At 64.7% G+C, this 21,997-nt stretch carries 21 protein-coding genes; all 21 read right to left on the bottom strand.

The genetic code is table 11. From position 1 onward, the window contains the following. Nucleotides 1–30: 30 nt before the first annotated feature. The 21 genes from AUR04nite_RS01045 to mltG all read right to left on the bottom strand — a co-directional run bounded on the left by AUR04nite_RS01045 (nt 31) and on the right by mltG (nt 21,959). Nucleotides 31–1,992 carry a primosomal protein N' family DNA-binding protein gene (locus AUR04nite_RS01045; protein ID WP_141361056.1) on the bottom strand — a complete coding sequence of 654 codons (1,962 nt, stop codon included), beginning with the start codon at nt 1,990–1,992 and terminating at the stop codon, nt 31–33. Between the two features lie 12 nt (nt 1,993–2,004). Then, entirely contained in the window at nt 2,005–3,210 is a 1,206-nt protein-coding gene (gene metK / locus AUR04nite_RS01040) for a methionine adenosyltransferase (RefSeq protein WP_141361054.1), read from the bottom strand. Between the two features lie 80 nt (nt 3,211–3,290). After that, nucleotides 3,291–4,514, bottom strand: a complete 1,224-nt coding sequence (gene coaBC / locus AUR04nite_RS01035) for a bifunctional phosphopantothenoylcysteine decarboxylase/phosphopantothenate--cysteine ligase CoaBC (protein WP_141361052.1) — start codon at nt 4,512–4,514, stop codon at nt 3,291–3,293. Between the two features lie 134 nt (nt 4,515–4,648). Next, nucleotides 4,649–4,927, bottom strand: a complete 279-nt coding sequence (gene rpoZ / locus AUR04nite_RS01030; protein ID WP_141361050.1) for a DNA-directed RNA polymerase subunit omega — start codon at nt 4,925–4,927, stop codon at nt 4,649–4,651. After that, the gene (gene gmk / locus AUR04nite_RS01025; RefSeq protein WP_141361048.1) at nt 4,920–5,483 is read right to left on the bottom strand and encodes a guanylate kinase; all 564 of its coding nucleotides are present in this window, start codon (nt 5,481–5,483) and stop codon (nt 4,920–4,922) included. Before gmk ends, rpoZ begins: the two co-directional genes overlap by 8 nt. A 3-nt stretch (nt 5,484–5,486) precedes the next feature. Beyond that, nucleotides 5,487–5,822, bottom strand: coding sequence for an integration host factor, actinobacterial type (gene mihF / locus AUR04nite_RS01020; RefSeq protein WP_141361046.1), 336 nt, complete (start codon nt 5,820–5,822; stop codon nt 5,487–5,489). Nucleotides 5,823–5,962: 140 nt separating this feature from the next. Beyond that, nucleotides 5,963–6,808 (bottom strand): orotidine-5'-phosphate decarboxylase, encoded by an 846-nt coding sequence (gene pyrF, locus AUR04nite_RS01015; RefSeq protein WP_141361044.1) that lies wholly within the window; start codon nt 6,806–6,808, stop codon nt 5,963–5,965. Next, nucleotides 6,801–10,082, bottom strand: a complete 3,282-nt coding sequence (carB, locus tag AUR04nite_RS01010; protein WP_141361042.1) for a carbamoyl-phosphate synthase large subunit — start codon at nt 10,080–10,082, stop codon at nt 6,801–6,803. The genes pyrF and carB overlap by 8 nt, the downstream gene beginning before the upstream one ends. Further along, complete coding sequence (gene carA / locus AUR04nite_RS01005) at nt 10,082–11,260, bottom strand: glutamine-hydrolyzing carbamoyl-phosphate synthase small subunit (protein WP_141361040.1); 1,179 nt, start codon at nt 11,258–11,260, stop codon at nt 10,082–10,084. Before carA ends, carB begins: the two co-directional genes overlap by 1 nt. Continuing rightward, nucleotides 11,257–11,769 (bottom strand): PH-like domain-containing protein, encoded by a 513-nt coding sequence (locus AUR04nite_RS01000; protein WP_246055256.1) that lies wholly within the window; start codon nt 11,767–11,769, stop codon nt 11,257–11,259. Before AUR04nite_RS01000 ends, carA begins: the two co-directional genes overlap by 4 nt. Continuing rightward, nucleotides 11,762–13,066, bottom strand: a complete 1,305-nt coding sequence (locus AUR04nite_RS00995; RefSeq protein WP_141361038.1) for a dihydroorotase — start codon at nt 13,064–13,066, stop codon at nt 11,762–11,764. Before AUR04nite_RS00995 ends, AUR04nite_RS01000 begins: the two co-directional genes overlap by 8 nt. A gap of 13 nt (nt 13,067–13,079) precedes the next feature. Next, nucleotides 13,080–14,042 carry an aspartate carbamoyltransferase catalytic subunit gene (locus AUR04nite_RS00990; RefSeq protein ID WP_141361037.1) on the bottom strand — a complete coding sequence of 321 codons (963 nt, stop codon included), beginning with the start codon at nt 14,040–14,042 and terminating at the stop codon, nt 13,080–13,082. Further along, nucleotides 14,039–14,608 (bottom strand): bifunctional pyr operon transcriptional regulator/uracil phosphoribosyltransferase PyrR, encoded by a 570-nt coding sequence (gene pyrR, locus AUR04nite_RS00985; protein ID WP_170184029.1) that lies wholly within the window; start codon nt 14,606–14,608, stop codon nt 14,039–14,041. The genes AUR04nite_RS00990 and pyrR overlap by 4 nt, the downstream gene beginning before the upstream one ends. 432 nt (nt 14,609–15,040) lie before the next feature. Then, a complete protein-coding gene (gene nusB / locus AUR04nite_RS00980; protein ID WP_141361035.1) occupies nt 15,041–15,451 on the bottom strand; it encodes a transcription antitermination factor NusB in 411 nt (136 codons plus the stop codon). Next, nucleotides 15,451–16,011 (bottom strand): elongation factor P, encoded by a 561-nt coding sequence (gene efp / locus AUR04nite_RS00975; protein ID WP_141361033.1) that lies wholly within the window; start codon nt 16,009–16,011, stop codon nt 15,451–15,453. Before efp ends, nusB begins: the two co-directional genes overlap by 1 nt. Before the next feature lie 140 nt (nt 16,012–16,151). Continuing rightward, nucleotides 16,152–16,682, bottom strand: a complete 531-nt coding sequence (locus AUR04nite_RS00970) for a tetratricopeptide repeat protein (RefSeq protein ID WP_141361031.1) — start codon at nt 16,680–16,682, stop codon at nt 16,152–16,154. A 2-nt stretch (nt 16,683–16,684) separates the two neighbouring features. Next, nucleotides 16,685–17,776 (bottom strand): 3-dehydroquinate synthase, encoded by a 1,092-nt coding sequence (gene aroB / locus AUR04nite_RS00965; RefSeq protein WP_141361029.1) that lies wholly within the window; start codon nt 17,774–17,776, stop codon nt 16,685–16,687. A 79-nt stretch (nt 17,777–17,855) separates the two neighbouring features. After that, nucleotides 17,856–18,344, bottom strand: coding sequence for a shikimate kinase (locus AUR04nite_RS00960; protein ID WP_141361027.1), 489 nt, complete (start codon nt 18,342–18,344; stop codon nt 17,856–17,858). Nucleotides 18,345–18,370: 26 nt separating this feature from the next. Continuing rightward, a complete protein-coding gene (gene aroC, locus AUR04nite_RS00955) occupies nt 18,371–19,570 on the bottom strand; it encodes a chorismate synthase (protein ID WP_141361025.1) in 1,200 nt (399 codons plus the stop codon). Between the two features lie 29 nt (nt 19,571–19,599). Further along, a complete protein-coding gene (locus AUR04nite_RS00950) occupies nt 19,600–20,436 on the bottom strand; it encodes a shikimate dehydrogenase family protein (protein ID WP_141361023.1) in 837 nt (278 codons plus the stop codon). A 59-nt stretch (nt 20,437–20,495) separates the two neighbouring features. Further along, a complete protein-coding gene (gene mltG / locus AUR04nite_RS00945; RefSeq protein ID WP_141361021.1) occupies nt 20,496–21,959 on the bottom strand; it encodes an endolytic transglycosylase MltG in 1,464 nt (487 codons plus the stop codon). Nucleotides 21,960–21,997: the final 38 nt, after the last annotated feature.

Raw genomic sequence — 21,997 nt, 5'->3', positions numbered from 1 at the left:
TTGGCGCGCCGTGCAAGGAAACGCCCTAGGCTACAGCACCTGGTCTGGATCCACTGCGATGTTGACCACAGGTTCCTTGGCTGCCGACATTTGCGCCCTGGCACCCCGCAGGGCATCGGTGACCTGCGCTCCGTCCGAATAGCTGAAGAAGAGGACGTAGCGGTGTTCGAGCGGCGGCCCGTCGATGATCGTCGGGCCATGGATCTGCAGCAGATTGCGGATGGCTGGATCCAGCGCGGCGATCAGGCGTTCGGCTCCCGCGCCCGAAATGACAGCAGAGCGCACCGCCGGGGGCAAGCCAATCTCGCGTCGATCGGCCAGCTCGCGTTCGGCGAAGCCTGCAGGGTCCCATCTCACCAGCGCCGCCCCGGCGGCACTCGGGTTTCCGGTGAGCACCACGACGCCCGAACTGGAGGCCATCGCGGCGGCATTGAACCACCGGGCCAGCGTCTGCTCGGTGTTGCGCAGCGAATCATGGGCCAGCATCCTGTCTGCGTCCAAGAGCAGAACCGCAGCATATCCCCCGCCGACTGCCGGCTCCACGCCCGGAGTCGCGACGACAAGCGCCGGTTTGGCAGGAATCTCGTCGATCGGTTTGGCCCCGGTGGACCAGAGCACCGGCACCTTGGAAAAGGCCTGGCCAAGCTCCTCGGCGGTGCGTTCGGCGCCGATGCTGGCAGCGCGGATGCGCGGCGATCCACAGTTCATGCAGCGGTAGTTGTGGAACTGCTCGCCACACCATTTGCAGCCGATGACTGCTTGGGCCCCCGACAGCTGCAGCGGTCCCTGGCAGATGCCGCAGCGGGCCAGGCTCCGGCAGTCCTGGCAGGCCAGCGCAGGCATGAAACCGGTGCGCGCCACCTGGACCAGCACCGGTCCGGTTTCCAGGGCCGCGGAGGCTTCCTTCCACGCCAGCGACGGGATCCGGGCACGGGCAAGGAGCGGATCGCGCTGCAGCTCGAAGTCATTGGTTGTGGCCGCTACCCGCGGAGTGTGGGCGCGCAAGGCCGAGCGCTGCAACTTCAGCTCCGTGGCCCAACCGGTGGCAACCAGGCGCTGGGCTTCCACGGAGCGCGACGGGGCCGCCAACAGCACCGAAAAGTCTTCGCTCGAGCTGCGCAGCAGCGCCACTTCGCGGCTGTGCTGGTAGGGGGCGCGCTGTTCGCGGTGGGACTGGTCGGCATCCTGCCAGATGATCATCAATTCCAGGTTCGGCACCTGGCACAGCGCGGCCGAGCGGGTGCCAACAACCAGCTGCACATGTCCGCCGATGGCGCGCAGAAAGTTGCGGTAGCGCGGCGTCGGGCCGTCTTCGGCATGCAGCCTGGCATAGCTGCCAGCGCCGAATGTCTCGTCCAAGTGCGCGCACAGGCGGTTCAGGTCGCGGGCATCGGGAACAAGCACCAGCACGCCTGCGCCGCGTTCAAGCACCGGCCGGGCGGCGTCGGAAATGAAACCGGGCCAGGATTCGTAGTAGTTCGGGACCCAGGAGGCCACCGCGCGGTGCACCCTGCCCTCGGCCCAATCGGCCAAGACTTGTTCGCCGTGTTCATAGTGCGAGAGCTGGTTCGGCGCCTCGGGCAGCACCGGCGGCACGGTGTCCAATTCTTCCTTTTCCACCTTGGCGGCGCGCGTGGGCACCGCCAGGCGCACCACGTCCCAGATGGTCCCGGCATAGCGTGCGGCGACCAGCTCGGCTGCCCGGTATACCGGCGGATGCAGCACCACCTGGGAGCTGACGACTTTGCCCAGCGGGCGCAGCTTTCTGCTCGGCAGGTAGTCGTCGAGCAGCTCGATGATGAATCCTGCCAGCTGCTGGGCGCCGAACGGCACCTTGACGCGCACGCCGACGGCGGCATCGTCCATCATCGATGCGGGGACCTCGTAGTCGAAGAGCCGGTCCAGATGAGGGACTGAAGAATCAATCAGCACCCGGGCAACCCGCTTGAGGCGGGCCGGCTCGGGTGCTGAAATCAGGGCATCTTGCTGCACGCTGAGCAGTTCCTAGGCGTTGAACCAGCTGCGCAGCGCGTCCACGCGGTCCAGCTTCTCCCAGGTGAAGTCGTTGTCCTCGCGGCCGAAGTGCCCGTGCGCCGCAGTTTTGCGGTAGATTGGGCGCTTGAGGTCCAGGTCTTCGATGATGCCCAGCGGGCGCAGGTCGAAGACCTCGTTGATGGCGGCGGTGATCTTGGCCGGGTCAACGGTCTCGGTGCCGAAGGTCTCCACATACAGGCCCACCGGGCGGGCGACGCCGATGGCGTAGGCAACCTGCACCTCGGCGCGGCTGGCCAAACCAGCTGCGACGACGTTCTTGGCCACCCAGCGCATTGCGTAGGCTGCCGAACGGTCCACCTTCGATGGGTCCTTGCCGGAGAAGGCGCCGCCGCCGTGGCGGGCGAAGCCGCCGTAGGTGTCGACGATGATCTTGCGCCCGGTCAGGCCGGCGTCGCCAACTGGGCCGCCGATGATGAACGGGCCCGATGGGTTCAAGATGACCTTGGTCTTCGAGGTATCTAGTTCGGAGCGTTCAAGGATCGGGGTGACGACCTCTTCGAGCAGGTCGGCCTTCAGCGTCGCCAGCTCGTATTCGGCGGCGTGCTGGCTGGAAACCACGACGGTGTCGACGGAGACCGGCTTGTCGCCGTCATAGCCGATGGTGACCTGGGTCTTGCCGTCCGGGCGCAGCAGCGGCATGCGGCCGTTCTTGCGCATCTGGGTCAGGCGTTCGGAGAGGCGGTGCGCCAGGAAGATCGGGGTCGGCATCAGCGACGCGGTCTCATTGGAGGCGTAGCCGAACATCAGGCCCTGGTCGCCGGCGCCCTGCAGGTCGCGCTGGTCCTTCGCGGTGCCTTCGCGCGACTCCAGGGAGTTGAAGACGCCGTCGTGGATTTCCTGAGACTGCTGGCCGATGGACACCGAGACGCCGCAGCGTGCGCCGTCAAAGCCGTTGGCGGAGGAATCGTAGCCGATGTCCAGGATGGTGCGGCGCACGATCTCGGGGATTTCCACGTAGCCGTTGGTGGTCACCTCGCCGGCGACGTGGACCAGGCCGGTGGTGGTCAGGGTTTCCACTGCCACCTTGGAGTCTGGATCCTGCTCCAGCATGGCATCGAGAATGGCGTCCGAAATCTGGTCGCAGATCTTGTCTGGATGGCCCTCGGTAACCGATTCCGAGGTGAAAAGACGTAGTTCAGGGGTTGTTGAAGTCACCTTAGTACTCTATCTGGTCGCAACGACCGTTTGGCAGTTCTTGAGACGGTTCGTGACCTGCACCTTCGTGGCGCAGCTCACTATGCGTCGGTGGTGTGACCGTTTATTTCGGCCGCAAGTTCTTGGATGACGACGCGCGCCACGTCAATTTTACTTCCGGAGGCGGTTGCGCTGGGCCTGCCGTCTGCGAAGAGCACCTGGATGGTGTTGGTGTCCTGGCCAAAGGTCAGCGAGGCGCCTACCTCGTTCACTACGAGCATTTCACAGCCCTTGCGCGCGAGCTTTGCCTGGCCGTATTCAAGAACGGTTCCCTGCTCATCGCCGGTTTCAGCGGCGAATCCCACGATGACGCCCGGCAGCTGTTCATTGCTTCGCCTTGCCTGCACCAGTTCGGCCAAGATGTCTGGGTTTCGCACCAGCTCGATGACCGGCGCTGAATGCTCATCGCGCTTCTTGATCTTTGAGTTTTCGACGGAGGCCGGCCGGAAGTCGGCAACGGCCGCGTTCATGATCAGCGCATCGTGGCCCGGCGCATGCTCGAATACTGCGTCGCGCAGTTCCAAGGCGCTGGATGCATGGATGACATTGACGCCGTGGGGCACAGGAACTTCCAAGTGGGTGGCGATCAACGTGACTTCGGCTCCTGCATCCCTGGCGGCCTGGGCCAGTGCCACGCCCTGGCGTCCCGAGGACCGGTTTCCGAGGAACCGCACCGGGTCCAAGGGCTCACGGGTGCCACCGGCGGTAATGACCACCTTGCGGCCGGCGAGAACGGGTTCGCCCAGCAGGTCTTGGATGGCGGCGAAGATCTCTTCCGGTTCCGGCAGGCGGCCTGGGCCCGAATCCTTGCCGGTCAATCGTCCCGATGCCGGCTCGATCACGCGAACTCCGCGGTTCCGCAAGGTCGCGACGTTGGCAGCAGTTGAAGGGTGCTGCCACATTTCGGTGTGCATTGCCGGTGCCATCACCACTGGCGCGCGCGTCGCCAGCAGCGTTCCGGTCAGCAGGTCATTGGCCAGCCCTGCAGCCGCGCGCGCCAGGATATCGGCGGTGGCGGGCACGACAAGCACCAAATCTGCCTGTTGTCCCAGGCGCACGTGGTTGACGGTGTCTACTGCGTCGAAGACATTGGATGTCACCGGGTTTCCGGAGAGCGCTTCCCAGGTGGCGTTGCCTACGAAGTTTACGACGTTGCCCGTGGGGATGACATCAACGTGGTGTCCTGCCTCGCGCAAGAGCCGCAGAAGGAGAACTGATTTGTAGGCGGCGATCCCAGCTGAGACGCCCAAGACGATACGCTTCACGCGGTGGTTCCTTTAGTGTGCTTGATCCGGCAAAGTGATGTTCACCGCATCGGCCGATACGAGGCCCGAAATCGGCGGATTTGGGTGTTTAAAGAAAAAGAAGGCGCCCGCAGATGGGGCGCCGTCTTCTTCAACTAGTCCTCGGTGACCTCTGCTGGGGTGACCTTCAAGAGACCTTCGTCCAGTTCGCGCAGTGCGATGGTCAGCGGCTTCTCGTTCAGCTTGGTTTCCACCAGCGGGCCAACGTACTCGAACAGGCCTTCGTTCAGCTGTGCGTAGTAGGCGTTGATCTGGCGGGCACGCTTGGCCGAATTCAGTACGATGGCGTACTTCGAGTCGTTCGTCTCAAGCAACGAGTCGATCGATGGGTTAATGATTCCCTCTAGGTTGGACACAAGACTCCCTTTAGTCATTTTTCAGCCCCATGAGGGCCACAAGCTCTTCGGCGGCACGTGCCACATCGTCATTAACGATGGTCACGTCGAATTCTGATTCCGCCGCAAGTTCTAGTTTAGCGGTTTCCAGGCGGCGCTGCTGTTCTTCCGGCGATTCGGTGCCGCGGCCGATCAGCCTGCGCACCAATTCGTCCCACGATGGCGGAGCCAAGAAGACGAACTTTGCGTCAGGCATCGACTCCTTGACCTGTCGTGCACCTTGCAGGTCGATTTCCAGAAGAACCTCTTTGCCGTTGGCTACAGCGTCCTCAACCGTTGAACGGATCGTTCCGTAGCTGTTCTGGCCGTGAACCACTGCCCATTCAAGCATTTGGCCTGCCTCGACCAGCTGATGGAACTTTTCGGAGCCCACAAAGAAATAGTGGACGCCGTCTTGTTCCCCTGGCCGAGGGTCGCGAGTGGTGGCCGAAACAGAGAGCCAAACATCTGGATAATTGTCGCGGATGTAGGTGGAGACAGTGCCTTTACCTACAGCCGTGGGGCCGGCTAGAACAGTTACCGACGCAACGGTCATTGACTACACTTTCGTTTTGGGCGGGCTTTGCTTGAAGTGTTCGGTGATTGCCGTACGCTGTTTGCGCCCAAGTCCGCGCAAGCGGCGGGATGGGGAAATTCCAAGGCGTTCGAGCAAGTTTGCCGCACGTACTTCACCGACGCCCGGCACCGATTCCAGAAGATCCATGACACGCATGCGTCCCACGGCTTCGTCTTCGTATACCAAGTCTAGTACTTCGGTGATAGTAATTTTGCCGGCACTGAACTGGGCCTTGATTTCAGCACGACGGGTGCGGGCGGCAAGTGCCTTGGCGCGTGCCCGGATGCGGTCTTCGTCAGAGAGTTCTCGCAGAACCATCGTTCAGCCATCCTTCATGTGTAGTGGACTAAGGCTATGAACAGAACATAACCATCTAACGCGCGTTTGGCAAGACTAATCGCGTTGTGGCTACTAGAAACACTAATAGCCACAACGCGATTCTGTCACTAATTTAGTTGCTACTGCTTGGCTGCGAGCAATTCATCGCGAACGCTCAGGGCCTTGTCACGCAGCGCCTGTACGCTCGGTCCGGCGCGCAGGATATCGCGGCTGCTGGTTCCAAGCACCTGGCCGTAGCTCGATGCGAAGGATTCAGCGATGTCCTGTGCGGTCGCGCCCTGGGCACCGAGGCCCGGAGTCAGCAGCGGAGCCTTGGAAGCGGTCAGGTCAATCCCGAGTTTCTCCGGGGCGTCGCCGATGGTTGCGCCGACGACCAAACCAACATGACCCAAATCTATGGCAGCTACATTATCCGCTGTGACCTGGTCAATGATTGATTTGGCAACTGAATTACTTCCGCCGACATGCTGTACCGAGGGACCTTCCGGGTTGGAAGTCAGCCCGAGGACGAACACTCCCCTGCCGGTAGACGCTGCAAGGTCGATGGCAGGGCGCAGCGACTCGTAGCCCAGGTATGGGCTCAGGGTCACAGCGTCGGACGCCAGCGGCGAGGAGTCGTCGAGCCAGGCGGTGGCGTAGGCGGCCATCGTCGAGCCGATGTCGCCGCGCTTCGCGTCGGCCAGGGTGAGCAGGCCGGCGGCCCTGGCCGCAGCCAGGGTTTCCTCCAACGCCGCGAATCCTGCCGAGCCGAAGCGCTCAAACAGCGCCACCTGGGGCTTGAGGATTGCTGCGGCGCCAGTCATGGCTTCCACCACGGTCAGTGAGAAAGATCGCACGCCATCGGCCGAATTTGGCAGGCCCCAGGCTTCCAGCAGGGCCGGGTGGGGGTCGATTCCCACGCACAGCGGGCCGGAAGCATCCATCGCGGAGCGCAGTCGGGTGCCGAAGTCCACAGGCTTAGCCATTAGCGCGGGCCCCTTCAAGGTGTGCCTCGTGTTCCTGCAGGCTGGTGACATCCCATGCGTATTCGCGCAGGGCGTCGATGGCCTGGACCGAAGCGCCGAACTCGGCCACGGTGGTGATCACCGGGGTGCCCACCGAGGTGGCCGCAGCGCGGATCTCGTAGCCGTCGCCGCGGGCGTCGGAGCCCGATGGGGTGTTCAGGATCAGGCCGATCTGGCCGGCGTTGATCAGGTCGACGATGGACTCGCCACCCTCGTGCAGCTTGCCGACCACCTGGGTCTTGATGCCGTTGCGGCGCAGGACCTCGGCGGTACCGCCGGTGGAGATGATCTCGAAGCCGTTGTCAGCCAGGTGCTTGACAGGCATCACGATCGAGCGCTTGTCGCGGTTGGTGACCGAAACGAAGATCTTGCCGCCGGTTGGCAGCGGGTTGTTCGCGGCGGCCTGCGACTTGGCGAAGGCGGTATCGAAGTACTTGTCGATGCCCATGACTTCGCCGGTGGAGCGCATTTCTGGGCCGAGCAGCGAGTCGACGACCTTGCCCTCCGGGGTGCGGAAGCGGGCGAATGGCATGACTGCTTCCTTGACAGCGATCGGTGCCGAGTCAGGCAGGTTTGCGCCGTCGCCGGTGGCCGGAAGGTAGCTGCCGCGCAGGTCGGCCAGCTTCGCGCCCACGCCGATCAGGGCAGCGATCTTTGCCAGCTGCACGCCGGTGGCCTTGGAGGTGAACGGCACGGTGCGCGAAGCACGCGGGTTCGCCTCGATGACGTAGAGCACGTCGGAGGCCAGCGCGAACTGGATGTTGATCAGGCCTCGCACGCCCACGCCCTCGGCGATGGCGCGGGTGGCTTCCTTGACCCGAGCGCGCACGTCCGGGCCCAGAGTGATCGGAGGAAGGGTGCAGGCCGAGTCGCCGGAGTGGATGCCGGCTTCCTCGATGTGCTCCATGATGCCGCCAACGTACAGGTCGGTGCCGTCGAACAGGGCGTCCACGTCGATCTCGATCGCGTCTTCGAGGAAGCGGTCGACCAGGACCGGGTGGTCCACGGTGATTTCGGTGGCGTTGGTGATGTAGCGCTCCAGGGAGGCCTCGTCGTAGACGATTTCCATGCCGCGGCCGCCCAGCACGTAGCTTGGGCGCACCAGGACCGGGTAGCCGATGGAGTCAGCGATTTCCTTGGCCTCCGGGAAGGAGACGGCGGTGCCGTTCTTCGGTGCGATCAGCCCTGCGTTGTCCAGCACGCGCTGGAAAGCGCCGCGGTGCTCGGCCAGGTCGATGGCCTCCGGGCTGGTGCCCAGGATGTTCACGCCGGCCGCCTTCAGCTCTGCTGCGAGCTTGAGCGGGGTCTGGCCGCCGAGCTGGACGAACACGCCCAGCACGCCGCCGGTCTCCTCTTCGGCGTGGATGATTTCAAGCACGTCTTCCAAAGTCAGCGGCTCGAAGTAGAGGCGGTCGGAGATGTCGTAGTCGGTGGACACGGTCTCCGGGTTGCAGTTGATCATCACGGTCTCGTAGCCTGCGTTGCGCAGCGCCATGACCGCGTGGACGCAGGAGTAGTCGAACTCGATGCCCTGGCCGATGCGGTTCGGACCGGAGCCCAGGATGATGACCGACTTCTTCTCATGTGCGGTCAGCTCGGTCTCTTCGTCGTACGAGGAGTACATGTACGGGGTGAAGGCCTCGAACTCGGCAGCGCAGGTGTCAACGGTCTTGTAGACAGGGCGGACGTTCAGCGCGTGGCGCACGCCGCGCACCACAGCCTCGGACTTGCCGGTCAGCTTGGCGATCTGGGCGTCGGAGAAGCCGTGGCGCTTGGCCTCGCGCAGGGTTTCCTCGTCCAGGTCCTTGTTGGCGGCGATCATCGCGGCGGTTTCGTTGATCAGCTCAAGCTGGTCTAGGAACCATGGGTCGATCTTGGTGGCCGCGAACAGGTCCTCCACGCTCTTGCCGGACAGCAACGCGCGCTGCACCAGGCCCAGGCGGTCGGTGGAGCCCTTCTCGATCTTCGTCATCACGGCGTCGAGCTCCTCAGCCGGGATCGGGTCGAAGGAAAGCTCCGAGCCCTTCTGCTCCAGGGAGCGCAGGGCCTTCTGCAGCGCCTCGGTGAAGTTGCGGCCCAGGCTCATGGCCTCGCCCACGGACTTCATGGTGGTGGTCAAGGTCGCGTCGGCGGCCGGGAACTTCTCAAAGGCGAAGCGCGGAACCTTCACTACCACGTAGTCCAGCGCCGGCTCGAAGGAAGCAGGGGTCTTCTGGGTGATGTCGTTCGGGATCTCGTCCAGGGTGTAGCCCACGGCCAGCTTGGTGGCGATCTTCGCGATGGCGAAGCCGGTGGCCTTGGAAGCCAGCGCGGAGGAGCGCGAAACGCGCGGGTTCATTTCGATCACAACGACACGGCCGGTGGCAGGGTCGATCGCGAACTGGATGTTGCAGCCGCCGGTGTCCACGCCGACCTCGCGGATCACTGCGATGGAGATGTCGCGCAGCTTCTGGTATTCGCGGTCGGTCAGGGTCATGGCAGGGGCCACGGTGATCGAGTCGCCGGTGTGCACGCCGACCGGATCGAAGTTCTCGATGGAGCAGACCACGACGACGTTGTCGTTCTTGTCGCGCATCATCTCCAGTTCGTACTCCTTCCAGCCTAGGATCGACTCCTCCAGGAGCACCTCGGTGGTCGGCGAGTACTGCAGGCCGGCGCCGGCAATGCGGGTCAGGTCCTCGGCGTTGTACGCCATGCCCGAACCCAGGCCGCCCATGGTGAAGGACGGGCGCACCACGACAGGGTAGTTCAGCTGTTCGACGGCGGCGAAGGCCTCGTCCAGGGTGTGCACGATGACCGAGCGGGCGGATTCGGCGCCGCAGCGCTCCACCACGCCCTTGAACTTTTCGCGGTCCTCGCCCAGCTCGATGGCTTCGATGTTCGCGCCGATCAGCTCGACGTTGTACTTCTCCAGCACGCCGTTCTTGTCCAGCGCGATGGCGGTGTTCAGCGCGGTCTGGCCGCCCAGGGTCGGCAGGATCGCATCAGGGCGCTCTTTGGCGATGATCTTTTCGACCACCTCGGGGGTGATCGGCTCCACGTAGGTAGCGTCGGCGAACTCCGGGTCGGTCATGATGGTGGCAGGGTTGGAGTTGACCAGGATGACCCGCAGGCCCTCCTCCTTCAGCACGCGCAGCGCCTGGGTGCCGGAGTAGTCGAATTCAGCGGCCTGGCCGATGACGATCGGGCCCGAACCGATGACGAGAACTGAGTTGAGATCGGTGCGCTTAGGCATTACTTGGCATCCTTTTCTGCGGACTGGGCGGCGTTGTCCATGGCGGTGACGAAACGGTCGAAGAGGTAGGCGGCATCGTGCGGGCCGGAGGCTGCCTCAGGGTGGTACTGGACGGAGAAGGCCGGGATGTCCAGGCAGGAAAGGCCCTCGACCACCTTGTCGTTCAGCGAGAAGTGCGAGACCTCGACGGAACCGAAGCGCGCCTCAGGCGCGGTGAAGGTTCCATCCAGCGGGGCGTCGACGGCGAAGCCGTGGTTCTGGCTGGTGATTTCCACCTTGCCGGTGGCCTTATCCAACACCGGCTGGTTGATGCCGCGGTGGCCGAAGCGCAGCTTGTAGGTGTCCAGGCCCAGGGCGCGGCCCAGGATCTGGTTGCCGAAGCAGATGCCGAAGTATGGGATGCCGGCGTCCAGCACCGAGCGCACCAGTTCCACCTGGGTGGTGGCGGTGGCAGGATCGCCCGGGCCGTTGGAGAAGAACACGCCGTCGGCGCCGGTGGCCTTGATGTCCGCCAGGGTGGCGTTGTACGGCAGCACGTGCACGCGCAGGCCGCGTTCGGCCAAGCGGTGCGGGGTCATCGACTTCATGCCTAGGTCGATGGCGGCCACGGTGTACTTGATTTCGCCCTCGTAGCCGTGCTCTGCAGGCTCGACGATGTAGGCCTCGTCCACCGAAACCTCGGCGGAGATGTTGCGGCCTTCCATGGACGGCTGGGCATTGACGGCGGCGATGAGCTGCTCGTCGGAGGCCGCGGCGTCGTCGCCGGAGAAGATGCCTGCCTTCATGGCGCCTGCGTCGCGCAGGTGGCGGGTCAGCGCACGGGTGTCGACCCCGCGGATGCCGACGATGTCGTTGGAGATCAGGTCGTCTTCCAGCGTGCGCTGGCTGCGCCAGTTGCTGGGGCGGCGGCTGGCGTCGCGCACGACGTAGCCGGCGGCCCACATGCGGGTGGACTCGGCATCCTCGTCGTTCACGCCGGTGTTGCCCACATGCGGGAAGGTCTGGGTGATGATCTGGTGGGCGTAGGAGGGGTCGGAGAGGGTTTCCTGGTAGCCGGTCATGCCGGTGGTGAATACTGCCTCGCCCAGGGTGGTGCCGACCTTGCCGTAGCTGCGGCCTCGGAAGATGCGGCCATCTTCGAGGACCAATACGGCCGGAAGGTTGCTCAAGGAATTCACTTGTTTGTCTCCTGCTCAGCCGCGCCGCCCTGATGCGACGCGAGCAACTCATAGATCTTGGGTGTGTCCGCTGCGAAGCGCGGACGGAATCCGGTGTCGAAGGTGAAGCCGTCCTTCTCCCAGCTGACGACGATCAGGCCGTTCTTTTCCACGAACTTGCCGATCATGCCGCTGGAGCGGACCACGCGCTCAAACGCGGTCCAGGGGATGTGCACATCCCGGGTGCCTGGGCGCAGAATATGCAGCCCCTGCTCCCCTACTTCCAAACTGGCATTGCTGCGGACGCCCAGGTCGTGCACGGCGATCCGGTCCAGCCAGTCTTCGAACTTTGTGGTGGCCACGTACATGCCCGGATAGCTGGGCCCGATCGAATCCTCGAAGGGTTCGAAAGGCTCCGGGATGTCCGACTGCCGTGCTTTGAGGTTGCGCCAGCCGATGAATATTGCTGCACACCCGGCGATGACCACGAGAATCGTGATGATCACCGGGAGGATGGCTTCCCTAGGCATCCACGCGCCTCGGAGTGGCAAGTTCGCCGTCGAGCACCGTGGGGTGGCCGTGGAAGAAGGTGGCGCGCACCGAGCCCGGCAGCTCCATGCCGGCGAACGGCGAGTTGCGGCCCTTGGTGGCCATCGCCGACGGGTCCACAATCCAGCGCGCGGCCGGGTCGAGAAGGGTCAGGTTGGCAGGCTCTCCCACGGCGATCGGGCGGCCCTGATCGGCCACGCGGCCAATCTGCGCCGGCACGGTGGAGGTGATGCGGGCGACGTCCTCCCAACCCAGCAGGCCGGTGTCGACCAGGGTGTGCTGCACGATGGACAGCGCGGTTTCGAGGCCGGTCATGCCCATGGCCGCCGCGCCCCATTCGCACTCCTTCGCCTCGGAAGGGTGCGGCGCGTGGTCGGTGCCGATCACGTCGATGGTGCCGTCGGCTACGCCGGCGCGCAGCGCCATGACGTCTTCCTCGCGGCGCAGCGGCGGGTTGACCTTGAAGACAGGGTCGAAGGTGCGCACCTTTTCATCGGTGAGCAGCAGGTGGTGCGGGGTGACCTCGGCGGTGACCTGGATGCCGCGGGCCTTGGCCCAGCGGATGATCTCCACCGAGCCCGCGGTGGATACGTGGCACACGTGCAGGCGGGCGCCGACGTGTTCTGCCAGCAGCACGTCGCGGGCGATGATCGATTCTTCGGCCACAGCCGGCCAGCCCGGCAGGCCCAGGATCGAGGAGACTTCGCCCTCGTTCATCTGGGCGCCCTCGGTCAGGCGCGGCTCCTGCGCGTGCTGGGCGATGACGCCGTCGAAGGCCTTCACGTACTCCAGCGCGCGGCGCATCAGCAGCGGGTCGAAGACGCAGATGCCGTCGTCGGAGAACATCTTCACCGCTGCGCGGGAGTCTGCCATGGCGCCGATTTCGCTCAGCTGCTTGCCGGCCAGGCCCACGGTGACCGCGCCCACCGGGCGGACGTCCACCCAGCCAGCCTGGCGGCCCAGCTCGTAGACCTGCTCCACCACGCCGGCGGTGTCTGCCACCGGGGTGGAGTTGGCCATTGCGTGCACCGCGGTGTAGCCGCCCTTGGCGGCGGCGCGGGTGCCGGTCTCCACGGTCTCGGCGTCTTCGCGGCCCGGTTCGCGCAGGTGGGTGTGGGTGTCGACCAGGCCTGGCAGCAGCACCAGGTTCGCCGCGTCGATGACCTGCACGCCCTCGGCGGCTTCAACGGCGCCGATCTGGGCGATGACGCCGTCTTTGATCAGCACGTCCTGCTTGTCGCCGCCCAGGATGGAGGCCTGTTTGATGAGGTAGTTCATGAAGGGTTCTTCCTTAGATCAGGTCGCCGGACAGGAGCATGTACAAGCTGGCCATTCGCACTGCCACGCCATTGGTGACCTGGTCCAGCACGGTGGAGCGCGGCGAGTCCGCGGCGGCCGAGGAGATTTCCAGGCCGCGGTTCATCGGGCCCGGGTGCATGATCAGGGTTTCGGCCCCGGCGGCATCCAGCGCGCCCAGGCGTGCGTCGTCCAGTCCCCAGTAGCGTGAGTATTCGCGCGGGTTCGGGAAGTAGGCGGCCTTCATGCGTTCGCCCTGCACGCGCAGCATCATCAGCGCGTCGACGCCTTCTTCGATGACCGCGTCCAGGTCGTAGCTGATCTTGCACGGCCAGGAGCCTGCGCCTACCGGCAGCAGGGTCGGTGGGGCCACCATGGTGACCTCGGCGCCCAGGGTGTTCAGCAGCCAGAGGTTTGAGCGCGCCACGCGGCTGTGCAGGATGTCGCCGACGATGGCGACCTTCAGCCCGTCCAGGCCCAGTCCGGTCGGTGCGGTGCCGTTGCGCAGCGCCAGCTGGCGGCGCAGGGTGAAGGCATCGAGCAGCGCCTGGGTGGGGTGCTCGTGGGTGCCGTCGCCGGCGTTGATGATCGGCAGGTCGATCCAGTCGGTGGCCGCCAGGCGGGCCGGCGCGCCGGAGTCCGGGTGGCGGATGACTACGGCGTCGGCGCCGATGGCCAGCAGGGTCTGGGCGGTGTCCTTCAGCGACTCGCCCTTGGACACCGAGGAGCCCTTGGCGGAGAAGTTGATGACATCCGCGCTCAGGCGCTTGGCTGCCGCTTCGAAGGAGATGCGGGTGCGGGTGGAGTCCTCAAAGAACAGGTTCACCACGGTGCGGCCGCGCAGCGCCGGAAGCTTCTTGACCACGCGGGTGCCGGTTTCGCGCATTTCCCCGGCGATATCCAGGATCTGGATCGCTTCTTCGCGGCTCAGGTCGGCAGTGGACAACAGGTGTTTCATTCACCTGCCTCGATTTTTACTTCGTTGATTCCATCGATCTCTGCCACGTGCACGCGCACTTTCTCGCTCTTGGCGGTGGGCAGGTTCTTTCCTACGTGGTCTGCGCGGATCGGCAGTTCGCGGTGGCCGCGGTCTACCAGCACCGCCAGGCGCACGATGCGCGGGCGGCCCCAGTCGGACAGGGCGTCCAATGCGGCGCGGATGGTGCGGCCCGAGTACAGGACGTCGTCCACGAGCACCACGACCTTGCCGTCGATGCCGCCTGCTGGCAGCTTGGTCGGCTCAGGTGTCCGGGTGGTTGAATGCCGCAGGTCGTCGCGGTACATGGTGATATCGAGCTGGCCAACCAGAGCGGTCGGGTCGATGGGGGCGTCTGCGGCTGCGGCGATGCGGGCCGCCAGACGCTGCGCCAGTGGGAAGCCGCGGCGCGGAATGCCAAGGAGAACAAGGTCGTCAACGCCCTTGTTGGCTTCAATAATTTCGAAGGCTATGCGAGTCAGTACGCGCTCGATGTCCTCGCCGGTCAGAACCGTGCGGGCGCCATCGGGCACAGAAGTTTCACTCATGATGCACACCAGTCCCTTCTCCGCCTCACTGGACGGGAATTAAAGGAATATTGCTACTTCAAATTATCACGGGCCTGACAGGATTCCTAGCGAGAACCTATGCATCACCATGAATACTGAGTGTTTTAGCTCACTGGCTGCCGCGGCGTCGCTGCCGGCCGCGGGGAATTTCCGCATGAACCCGCGATAAATCGCCGCAGGGCTTGCAGTTTCTGCGTCCTGTTGGCTTTGCCACATCCTCTTTTGAGCGCTGCGGGCAGGTAGCGGTGGTATGAGCGTGCCCGAGGAACCATGGGCCCCTGCGTGTATTTATGCATGCTCCCCCGCCCTGCTGGCGGCCGGCGGGGATTGCAGCAGGTGGATCGAGGGCGGCAAAAAAGCCGCAGATCAGAACCGGGTGGTTCCAAGCTGCGGCTTAGCTGCGAATCGAGGCTAGTCGACTAGGGTGTCCTTCACGCTCTGGATGCGGCCCAGAACGCCGTTGACGAATTCAGGTGATTCATCGGTGGACAGCTCGCGAACGTTGATGACTGCTTCGGAGACTGCAACAGCATCCGGCACATCGTCGTTGTAGAGCAGTTCCCATACGCCGATGCGCAAGGCTGCACGGTCAACGGCCGGCATGCGGTCGATGGTCCAGTCCTTCACATAGCTTTCCAGGACCTCGTCGATGCGATCCAGATGCGCCATGACGCCTTCGATGAGGGTCATCGAATACTCATTGAGCACGATGTCCGAGTTCTCTCGGCGTGCAATGGCAACTTTTACCGGATTGACATCGCGGGCCTCAGCCTCGAAGAGGAATTCGAGGGCGCGACGACGGGCTTTGGCTCGGGCTCGCACTAGTTGACACGACCCAGGTAGTCGCCGGTGCGGGTGTCGACCTTGACCTTGGTGTTCTGCTCAACGAACAGCGGCACCTGGATTTCCTTGCCGGTCTCCAGGGTTGCCGGCTTGGTGCCGGCCGAGGAGCGGTCGCCCTGCAGGCCCGGCTCGGTGTAGGTGATTTCCAGAACCACGGATGCAGGCAGTTCCAGGTACAGCGGGCTGCCGTCGTACATGGCGATGGTCAGCTCCTGGTTTTCCAGCATGTAGCCGGCTGCATCGCCGACGGTGGTGCCGGAAACGGTGATCTGGTCGTAGTCGTCCAGGTTCATGAAGACGTAGTCTTCGCCGTCCTGGTAGAGGTACTGGTAGTCGCGGCGGTCGACGGTGGCCAGCTCGATCTTGGTGCCGGCGTTGTAGGTCTTGTCAAGCACCTTGCCGCTGATCACGTTGCGCATCTTGGTGCGGACGAAGGCGCCGCCCTTGCCTGGCTTCACGTGCTGGAATTCGATGATGGTCCACAGCTGGCCGTCGATCTTGATGACCTGGCCGTTTTTAATGTCGGTTGTATCCGCCACGGTTCCTCAATCCTCTATTTTCGCCCGCGCTTAATGCGGGCATTATCAAAAATCCATCTATCAGTTTACCCTATGGCCGCCATGCGGCGGCAGGGTTTTGCAGGTGGCGCGCGTTACGTGCCGGCTGCCGGGGTGGTGCTTCAGGCGTTGGCGCGTTCTTCGGCAATCTGCAGGCAGACGCTCGAGGCGTTGATCAGGTAGGCGTCGTCGTCCATCGCGATGCGCTGTTCCATGGCCTTGCGGAAGCGGGTTGCCGCCGCCTTGAAGTCGCCCTTGGCGAAGAAGCTGAAGCCCAGGTGGTGGTGCATCAGCGGTTCGAACTCGGTGCCTGCGAACTCTTCGGCAAGCTTGCGCAGGCGGTTGATTGCCTGGTCGAAGTCGCCCTGCATGCGGGTCAGCTCGGTGTCCAGTACGCGCAGGTAGGCATTGGTCGGGTCGGTGAAGCGCGACTCGGCGATCAGCTCGCCGGCCTGGGCCAGTTCGCCGCGGGCCAGCAGGATCGCCACCTGGTCGGTGGGCGAGCCCACCTGCATCTGGTGGCTGGCGGCAGCATCGTCGGCGATATATGGCTTGAGCGTGGTCGGGTCGATCAGCACGCCCTGGATGGAGGTGCCGACGCCTTCGCGGTTGACCGAGGCGACATCGATGGCGTAGGTGGTGTAATTGCTCATGCCTACTCCCCGATCTCCTGGTAGGCGGCGAAGAGCAGCGAGTTGTCAGGCACCTCGTAGATGCGCGGCTTGCCGATTTCTTCCAGCACCACGAAGCGCAGCTGGCCGCCACGGGACTTCTTGTCGCGCTTCATGCCATCCAGCAGGGCCGCCCAGCGGTCGTTGCGGTAGGTGGTGGGCAGGCCCAGGGACTTCAGGATGCTCTGGTGGCGTTCGGCCACCTCATCCGAGGTGTAGCCCACCGAGCGTCCCAGCTCAGCTGCGAAGCTCAGGCCGATGGCCACCGCGGCCCCGTGGCGCATCTGGTAGCGCTCCGCCAGTTCGATTGCATGGGCCAGGGTGTGGCCGTAATTCAGGAATTCGCGTTCGCCCGATTCCTTCAGGTCGCGGGATACCACCCCGACCTTGACGGCGATGGTGCGCTCGACCAGCTCGCGCAGGCGTGCGCCGGACGGGTCGATCGCGTCGGCCGGATCCTCTTCGATCAGCTCAAGGATGCGCTCGTCGGCGATGAAGCCGGTCTTGACGACCTCTGCCATGCCGTTGATCAGCTCGTTCTTCGGCAGGGTGGCCAGCGCGTCCAGATCCACCAGCACTGCTGCCGGCGGGTGGAAGGCGCCGACCAGGTTCTTGCCTTCGGCGGTGTTGATGCCGGTCTTACCGCCCACTGCGGCGTCGACCATGGCCAGCAGCGAAGTGGGAATGTGGATAACCTTCACGCCGCGCAGCCAGGTGGCGGCGACGAAGCCTGCAAGGTCGGTGACGGCTCCGCCGCCCACAGCGACGATGGCGTCGGTGCGGGTGAAGTCGTTCTTGCCCAGCACCTCCCAGCAGAAGGATGCCACCTGGATGTGCTTGCCTTCTTCAGCGTCGGGGATTTCGGCGGTGAGCGCCTCGAACCCTGCACCGGCCAGGTCGTCGCGGACCAGATCGCCGGTGGCGCGCAGTGCACGCGGATGGATGACCAGAACCTTCTTGACAGTCGCTGAGAGCAGTTCGGGAAGTTGGCCGAGCAGTCCGTTGCCTACCAAGACCGGGTAGGACTGTTCCGGAGTGTTTCCAGTGACCTGAAGTGTGGTTGGTGCCAAGGGCATCAGATTGATTCCTCCTGATGGTGCTGATTTTTCCAGCGTAGCTGTGAGTTAGCCCAGAAACCTTATCTCGTGGCACTAATCACATTGCCGGCAGCTGTGGCAGGATTTCTTCGACAATTTGTAGAACGCTCTTTTGGTCCACCGAAATGCGCACGTCAGCAAGGGATTCGTAGATGGCACGCCGCTTCCGGTACAGCGAGATCCAGGAAGTGAGGGCTGCGTCACCTGCCAGCAGCGGGCGGCTGTTGTCCCCCTTGAGCCGCGATGCGGCAGTGGCCTCGCTCATTTCCAGATAGACGACGGTGCCGGTGCGCAGCACCTTGCAGTTCTCCTCGCGCAGCACCGCACCGCCGCCGGTGGCGATGACTCCCTGCGGCACCGAGGCCAGGGTCTGCTGCTCCAGATCGCGGAAGCGCGCTTCGCCATGGGCGGCGAAGATCGAGGCGATGGAGCCGTGTTCGGCCACAACCAGCGCGTCGGTGTCGTAAAAGTTCATGGACAGCACAGTGGCCAGTGACTTGCCCACGGTGGACTTGCCACTGGCCATCGGGCCAATGAGATAAATCATTGAGGTGGTGTTCTTTCCCCCGGTGCCTAGACGCCGGTTGATTCCAGGCTGGCAGGGATGTTAGCCAGGTAGGTTTCGATGTTGCGCTTGGTCTCGGCGACCGAATCGCCGCCGAACTTCTCCAGCAGCGACTGTGCCAGCACCAGGGCGACCATGGCTTCTGCGACCACGCCGGCGGCCGGCACGGCACAGACATCCGAGCGCTGGTGGTGCGCGGTGGTGTCCTCGCCGGTGGCGGTGTCCACGGTGCGCAGGGCGCGCGGGACGGTGGCGATCGGCTTCATCGCGGCGCGCACGCGCAGCACCTCGCCGATGCTCATGCCGCCTTCGATGCCGCCGGCGCGGTTCGAGGAGCGCTTAATGGTGCCGTCCTCAGCATGGACGATCTCATCGTGGGCCGCCGAGCCGCGGCGGGCGGCGGTGGCGAAGCCGTCGCCGACTTCCACGCCCTTGATGGCCTGGATGCCCATCAGGGCGGCGGCTAGGCGTGCGTCGAGGCGGCGGTCCCAGTGCACGTAGGAGCCGATGCCCGGAGGCAGGTTGTAGGCGAGGACCTCGACCACGCCGCCCAGCGTCTCCCCTGCCTTGTGCGCGTCGTCGACCTCCGCAACCATGGCCTCGGACGTTTCCTTGTGGAAGCAGCGCAGCGGGTCGGCGTCCAGCGCCTGAACATCCTCAGCGGTGGGCAGCGGCGCGTCGGCGGGTGCCGCCACGGCGCCGACGGCGGTGGTGTGGGAGACCAAGGTGATGCCCAGGTCATTCAGGAAGCGGGAGGCCACCGCACCCAGCGCAACGCGGGCCGCGGTTTCGCGGGCGCTGGCGCGCTCGAGCACCGGACGGGCGTCGTCGAAGCCGTACTTCTGCATGCCGGTGAAGTCTGCGTGTCCGGGGCGCGGCCGGGTCAGCGGCGCATTGCGCGCCAGCGAGGCGAGCTCGTCGAGGTCCACCGGGTCGGCGTTCATGACGCGCTCCCACTTGGGCCATTCGGTGTTCCCGATTTCAATGGCGACAGGACCGCCCTGGGTCTTGCCGTGGCGGACGCCGCCCAGGAAGGTGACCTGGTCCTTTTCAAACTTCATTCGCGCGCCGCGGCCATAGCCCAGGCGGCGCCGTGCCAGCGCATCGCGCACTGCTTCGCTATCCACCGAAACACCGGCGGGTAGTCCTTCAAGAATTCCAACGAGAGCCGGGCCATGTGATTCGCCCGCGGTCAACCAACGCAACATGTCCCCCATTTTGCCATGACCTGCACGCATTAACCGTGTCGATGAAGCCCCAAGGAGTTATACATCGCATTTGTGACGTTTTCGCGCGTGTCGGCATCGAAGTCGATCCCGGTGAACAGGCGGGCCTGCTCCACCGCCTGGTGCACCAGCATGTGCAGCCCGGAGACGACCGGGCCCTGCCATGCGGCGGCCAAGGCCGAGGGCCAAGGGTCGTAGGCCACGTCCAGCAGCACGCCTTCGCAGGGGCCGAGCGCTTGGACCCAGGAGTCGGCGGCGCGCGGCGGCAGGGTGGAGAAGACCAACTGCTGACCGGCCAGCGGATCGCGTTCGGCCAAAAGCTGGTCGATCTGCACGACGCTGGCTTCAAGGCCCAGCGCGGCGGCGAGCTGTACGGCGCGGGCGCTGCGGGAGGCGTCGCGCACAATCAGCTTCACCCCGCGTGCGCCCAGGGCTGCACAGGCTTCGATGGCGGCCAGCGCGGTATTGCCCGAGCCGAGCACTGTGGGTTCCAGGACCTGCCGCACTGAAAAGTCATGCAGCGCGCCCACCAGGCCGGCGACGTCGGTGTTCTCCCCGAACAGGCTTCCGTCCTGGCGCACCACGATGGTGTTCAGCGCGCCCAGGCGCTGCACCCGCTCGGAGACCTGATCCATCAACGGGACGAAGACGTCCTTGAGCGGCATGGTCACCGAGCACCCGGCCCAGGATCCGTCGCGCAGCCGCTGGGCATGCTCGGGAGCCTGGGAAGGGTCGAGCTCAATGGCCTGGTAGCTGATCGGCGCGTCGAGCAGCTGGTAGGCGGCGCGGTGCAGCACCGGGGATTTTGAGTGGCCGATGGGCTTGCCCAGTACTGCCGCCTGCAACATGGTGATCTAGCTTTCCCTACTGCGCGGCGCCGCTGGCAGCCTGCGCGTGATTGACGTGGTTACTTGCACACATCGGCGTTCTGCTCGCACCACGAGCGGAACTGCGCCTGGTTCTTCTGGTGCTCGGCGTAGGTGGAAGCGAACTTCGTCTCGCCGGTCTGGGTATTGACGGTGACCCAGTAGTAGTAGTTGTTCGACTCCGGGTTCACCGCGGCCTTGACGGCGTCGTCGCTGGGCGAGCCGATCGGGGTGGGCGGCAGGCCGGCATGCACGTAGGTGTTGTACGCATTGGACTTGTCCTTGCGCTCGGCGGAGCTGAACTGCAGGGTGTAGCGCTCAAGGCCGTAGATCACCGAGGAGTCGACCTCTAGGCGGCCGCCGGTTTCCTTGTTGCTCGGGTGCAGGCGGTTCTCAATGGCGCCGGCCACGGTGGCGTAGTCGTTCGGGGTAGCTTCCGCCTGCATGATCGAGGCGATCTTCAGCGCGCGGTAGCCCTGCTTCAAATCGCTCTGGCCTGCATCCTTGAGCGACTTCTTGGTGGCGTCGACCAGGGTCTTGAGCACTTCTTGGGCGCTGGTGTTCAGCGCGAAGCGGTATTCGCCCGGGTGCAGCCAGCCTTCAAGGTTCTTGACCTCGCTGGGCAGGCCGAACTTCTTCGGGTCGTTGGCCAGCTTGGTCAGCTCCTCGAGCTTGAGCCCGGAGCCGTTGGAAATTTCCTTCAGCGCCGCGTCGATGCGCAGATTCGCCTTCAGTGCCACGTAGAACACCTTGTCGGGGCGGTTGTTCATGAGCTCGTCCGCGGCGTCGGCCGCTGGCATCTGCTGGCGCAGCAGGTAGGTGCCGGGGTGGATGACCTTGCTGGCGGAGGTAGAATCCTCCACCGCCTTCGAGAAGAGCTTGTCGTCGGAGACGATGTCTGCCTCTTCGAGCTTGCGCGAGATGACCTTAACGCCCCAGCCGTCCTCCACGGTGAACTCGACGGTGGCCCCGCCGGGGCCCGGGTAGTCGTCGGGGCTGAACTGCTTGAGCAGGGACTGCACGGTGAGCACCGAGCCGCCAACGACCAGGGCGAAGACCAAGACCACGGCGAGCATGACCCAGTTCCGCCTGCGCTTGCTGCGTTTGCGGCGCTGCTTTTTGTTCACGACATCGTCGGCCAGGTCCTCAGGCTCAAACAGCGCCGCCGAGTCGACGGCTGCGGTGGCCGAGGGGAACGCGGCGGCGTCCTCGCCGGGCTGCTCCTGCTCAGGTGCTGCTGGATGTGCCGCATCGGCTGCCTGCGCGGTAGCCGCCGGGACGGAAGCCTGGCCACCAGGCTGTTCGTGCTGGATCTGCGGAAGGAACTGGGTGTGGGCGTCGCCGCCGGCGGGATCGGCGTCCTGCGGCTGCAGCTGGTAGTACCCGAGACCTGAAATTTCAGGGGATGAAGGCTCGACGGCAGGGCCGCCCTGGCGAGCGGCGAACCGTTCGTAGAGCGCCTGGCGCCTGGCGCGCTGCTTGTCGGCGCGGTCTTCATCTCGCATTAACACTCATTTCTCGGGTACTTGCCGGCGGTGCGTCA

The organism is Glutamicibacter uratoxydans (assembly GCF_006539925.1).
GTDB lineage: Bacteria > Actinomycetota > Actinomycetes > Actinomycetales > Micrococcaceae > Glutamicibacter > Glutamicibacter uratoxydans.
The sequence above is the reverse complement of the archived record's forward strand: the minus strand, read 5'-3'. Positions and strand labels throughout refer to the sequence as shown.

Excerpts from the sequence above, each read along its gene's own strand:
- mihF (WP_141361046.1), bottom strand. The coding sequence starts at position 5,822 with ATGGTTCTGCGAGAACTCTCTGACGAAGACCGCATCCGGGCACGCGCC.
- aroC (WP_141361025.1), bottom strand. The coding sequence starts at position 19,570 with ATGTTGCGTTGGTTGACCGCGGGCGAATCACATGGCCCGGCTCTCGTT.
- AUR04nite_RS00970 (WP_141361031.1), bottom strand. The coding sequence starts at position 16,682 with ATGAGCAATTACACCACCTACGCCATCGATGTCGCCTCGGTCAACCGC.
- AUR04nite_RS01000 (WP_246055256.1), bottom strand. The coding sequence starts at position 11,769 with ATGCCTAGGGAAGCCATCCTCCCGGTGATCATCACGATTCTCGTGGTC.
- AUR04nite_RS00950 (WP_141361023.1), bottom strand. The coding sequence starts at position 20,436 with ATGTTGCAGGCGGCAGTACTGGGCAAGCCCATCGGCCACTCAAAATCC.
- pyrF (WP_141361044.1), bottom strand. The coding sequence starts at position 6,808 with ATGGCTAAGCCTGTGGACTTCGGCACCCGACTGCGCTCCGCGATGGAT.
- AUR04nite_RS00990 (WP_141361037.1), bottom strand. The coding sequence starts at position 14,042 with ATGAAACACCTGTTGTCCACTGCCGACCTGAGCCGCGAAGAAGCGATC.
- aroB (WP_141361029.1), bottom strand. The coding sequence starts at position 17,776 with ATGCCCTTGGCACCAACCACACTTCAGGTCACTGGAAACACTCCGGAA.
- AUR04nite_RS00995 (WP_141361038.1), bottom strand. The coding sequence starts at position 13,066 with ATGAACTACCTCATCAAACAGGCCTCCATCCTGGGCGGCGACAAGCAG.
- pyrR (WP_170184029.1), bottom strand. The coding sequence starts at position 14,608 with ATGAGTGAAACTTCTGTGCCCGATGGCGCCCGCACGGTTCTGACCGGC.
- gmk (WP_141361048.1), bottom strand. The coding sequence starts at position 5,483 with ATGACCGTTGCGTCGGTAACTGTTCTAGCCGGCCCCACGGCTGTAGGT.
- carB (WP_141361042.1), bottom strand. The coding sequence starts at position 10,082 with ATGCCTAAGCGCACCGATCTCAACTCAGTTCTCGTCATCGGTTCGGGC.
- mltG (WP_141361021.1), bottom strand. The coding sequence starts at position 21,959 with ATGCGAGATGAAGACCGCGCCGACAAGCAGCGCGCCAGGCGCCAGGCG.
- AUR04nite_RS00960 (WP_141361027.1), bottom strand. The coding sequence starts at position 18,344 with ATGATTTATCTCATTGGCCCGATGGCCAGTGGCAAGTCCACCGTGGGC.
- rpoZ (WP_141361050.1), bottom strand. The coding sequence starts at position 4,927 with ATGACTAAAGGGAGTCTTGTGTCCAACCTAGAGGGAATCATTAACCCA.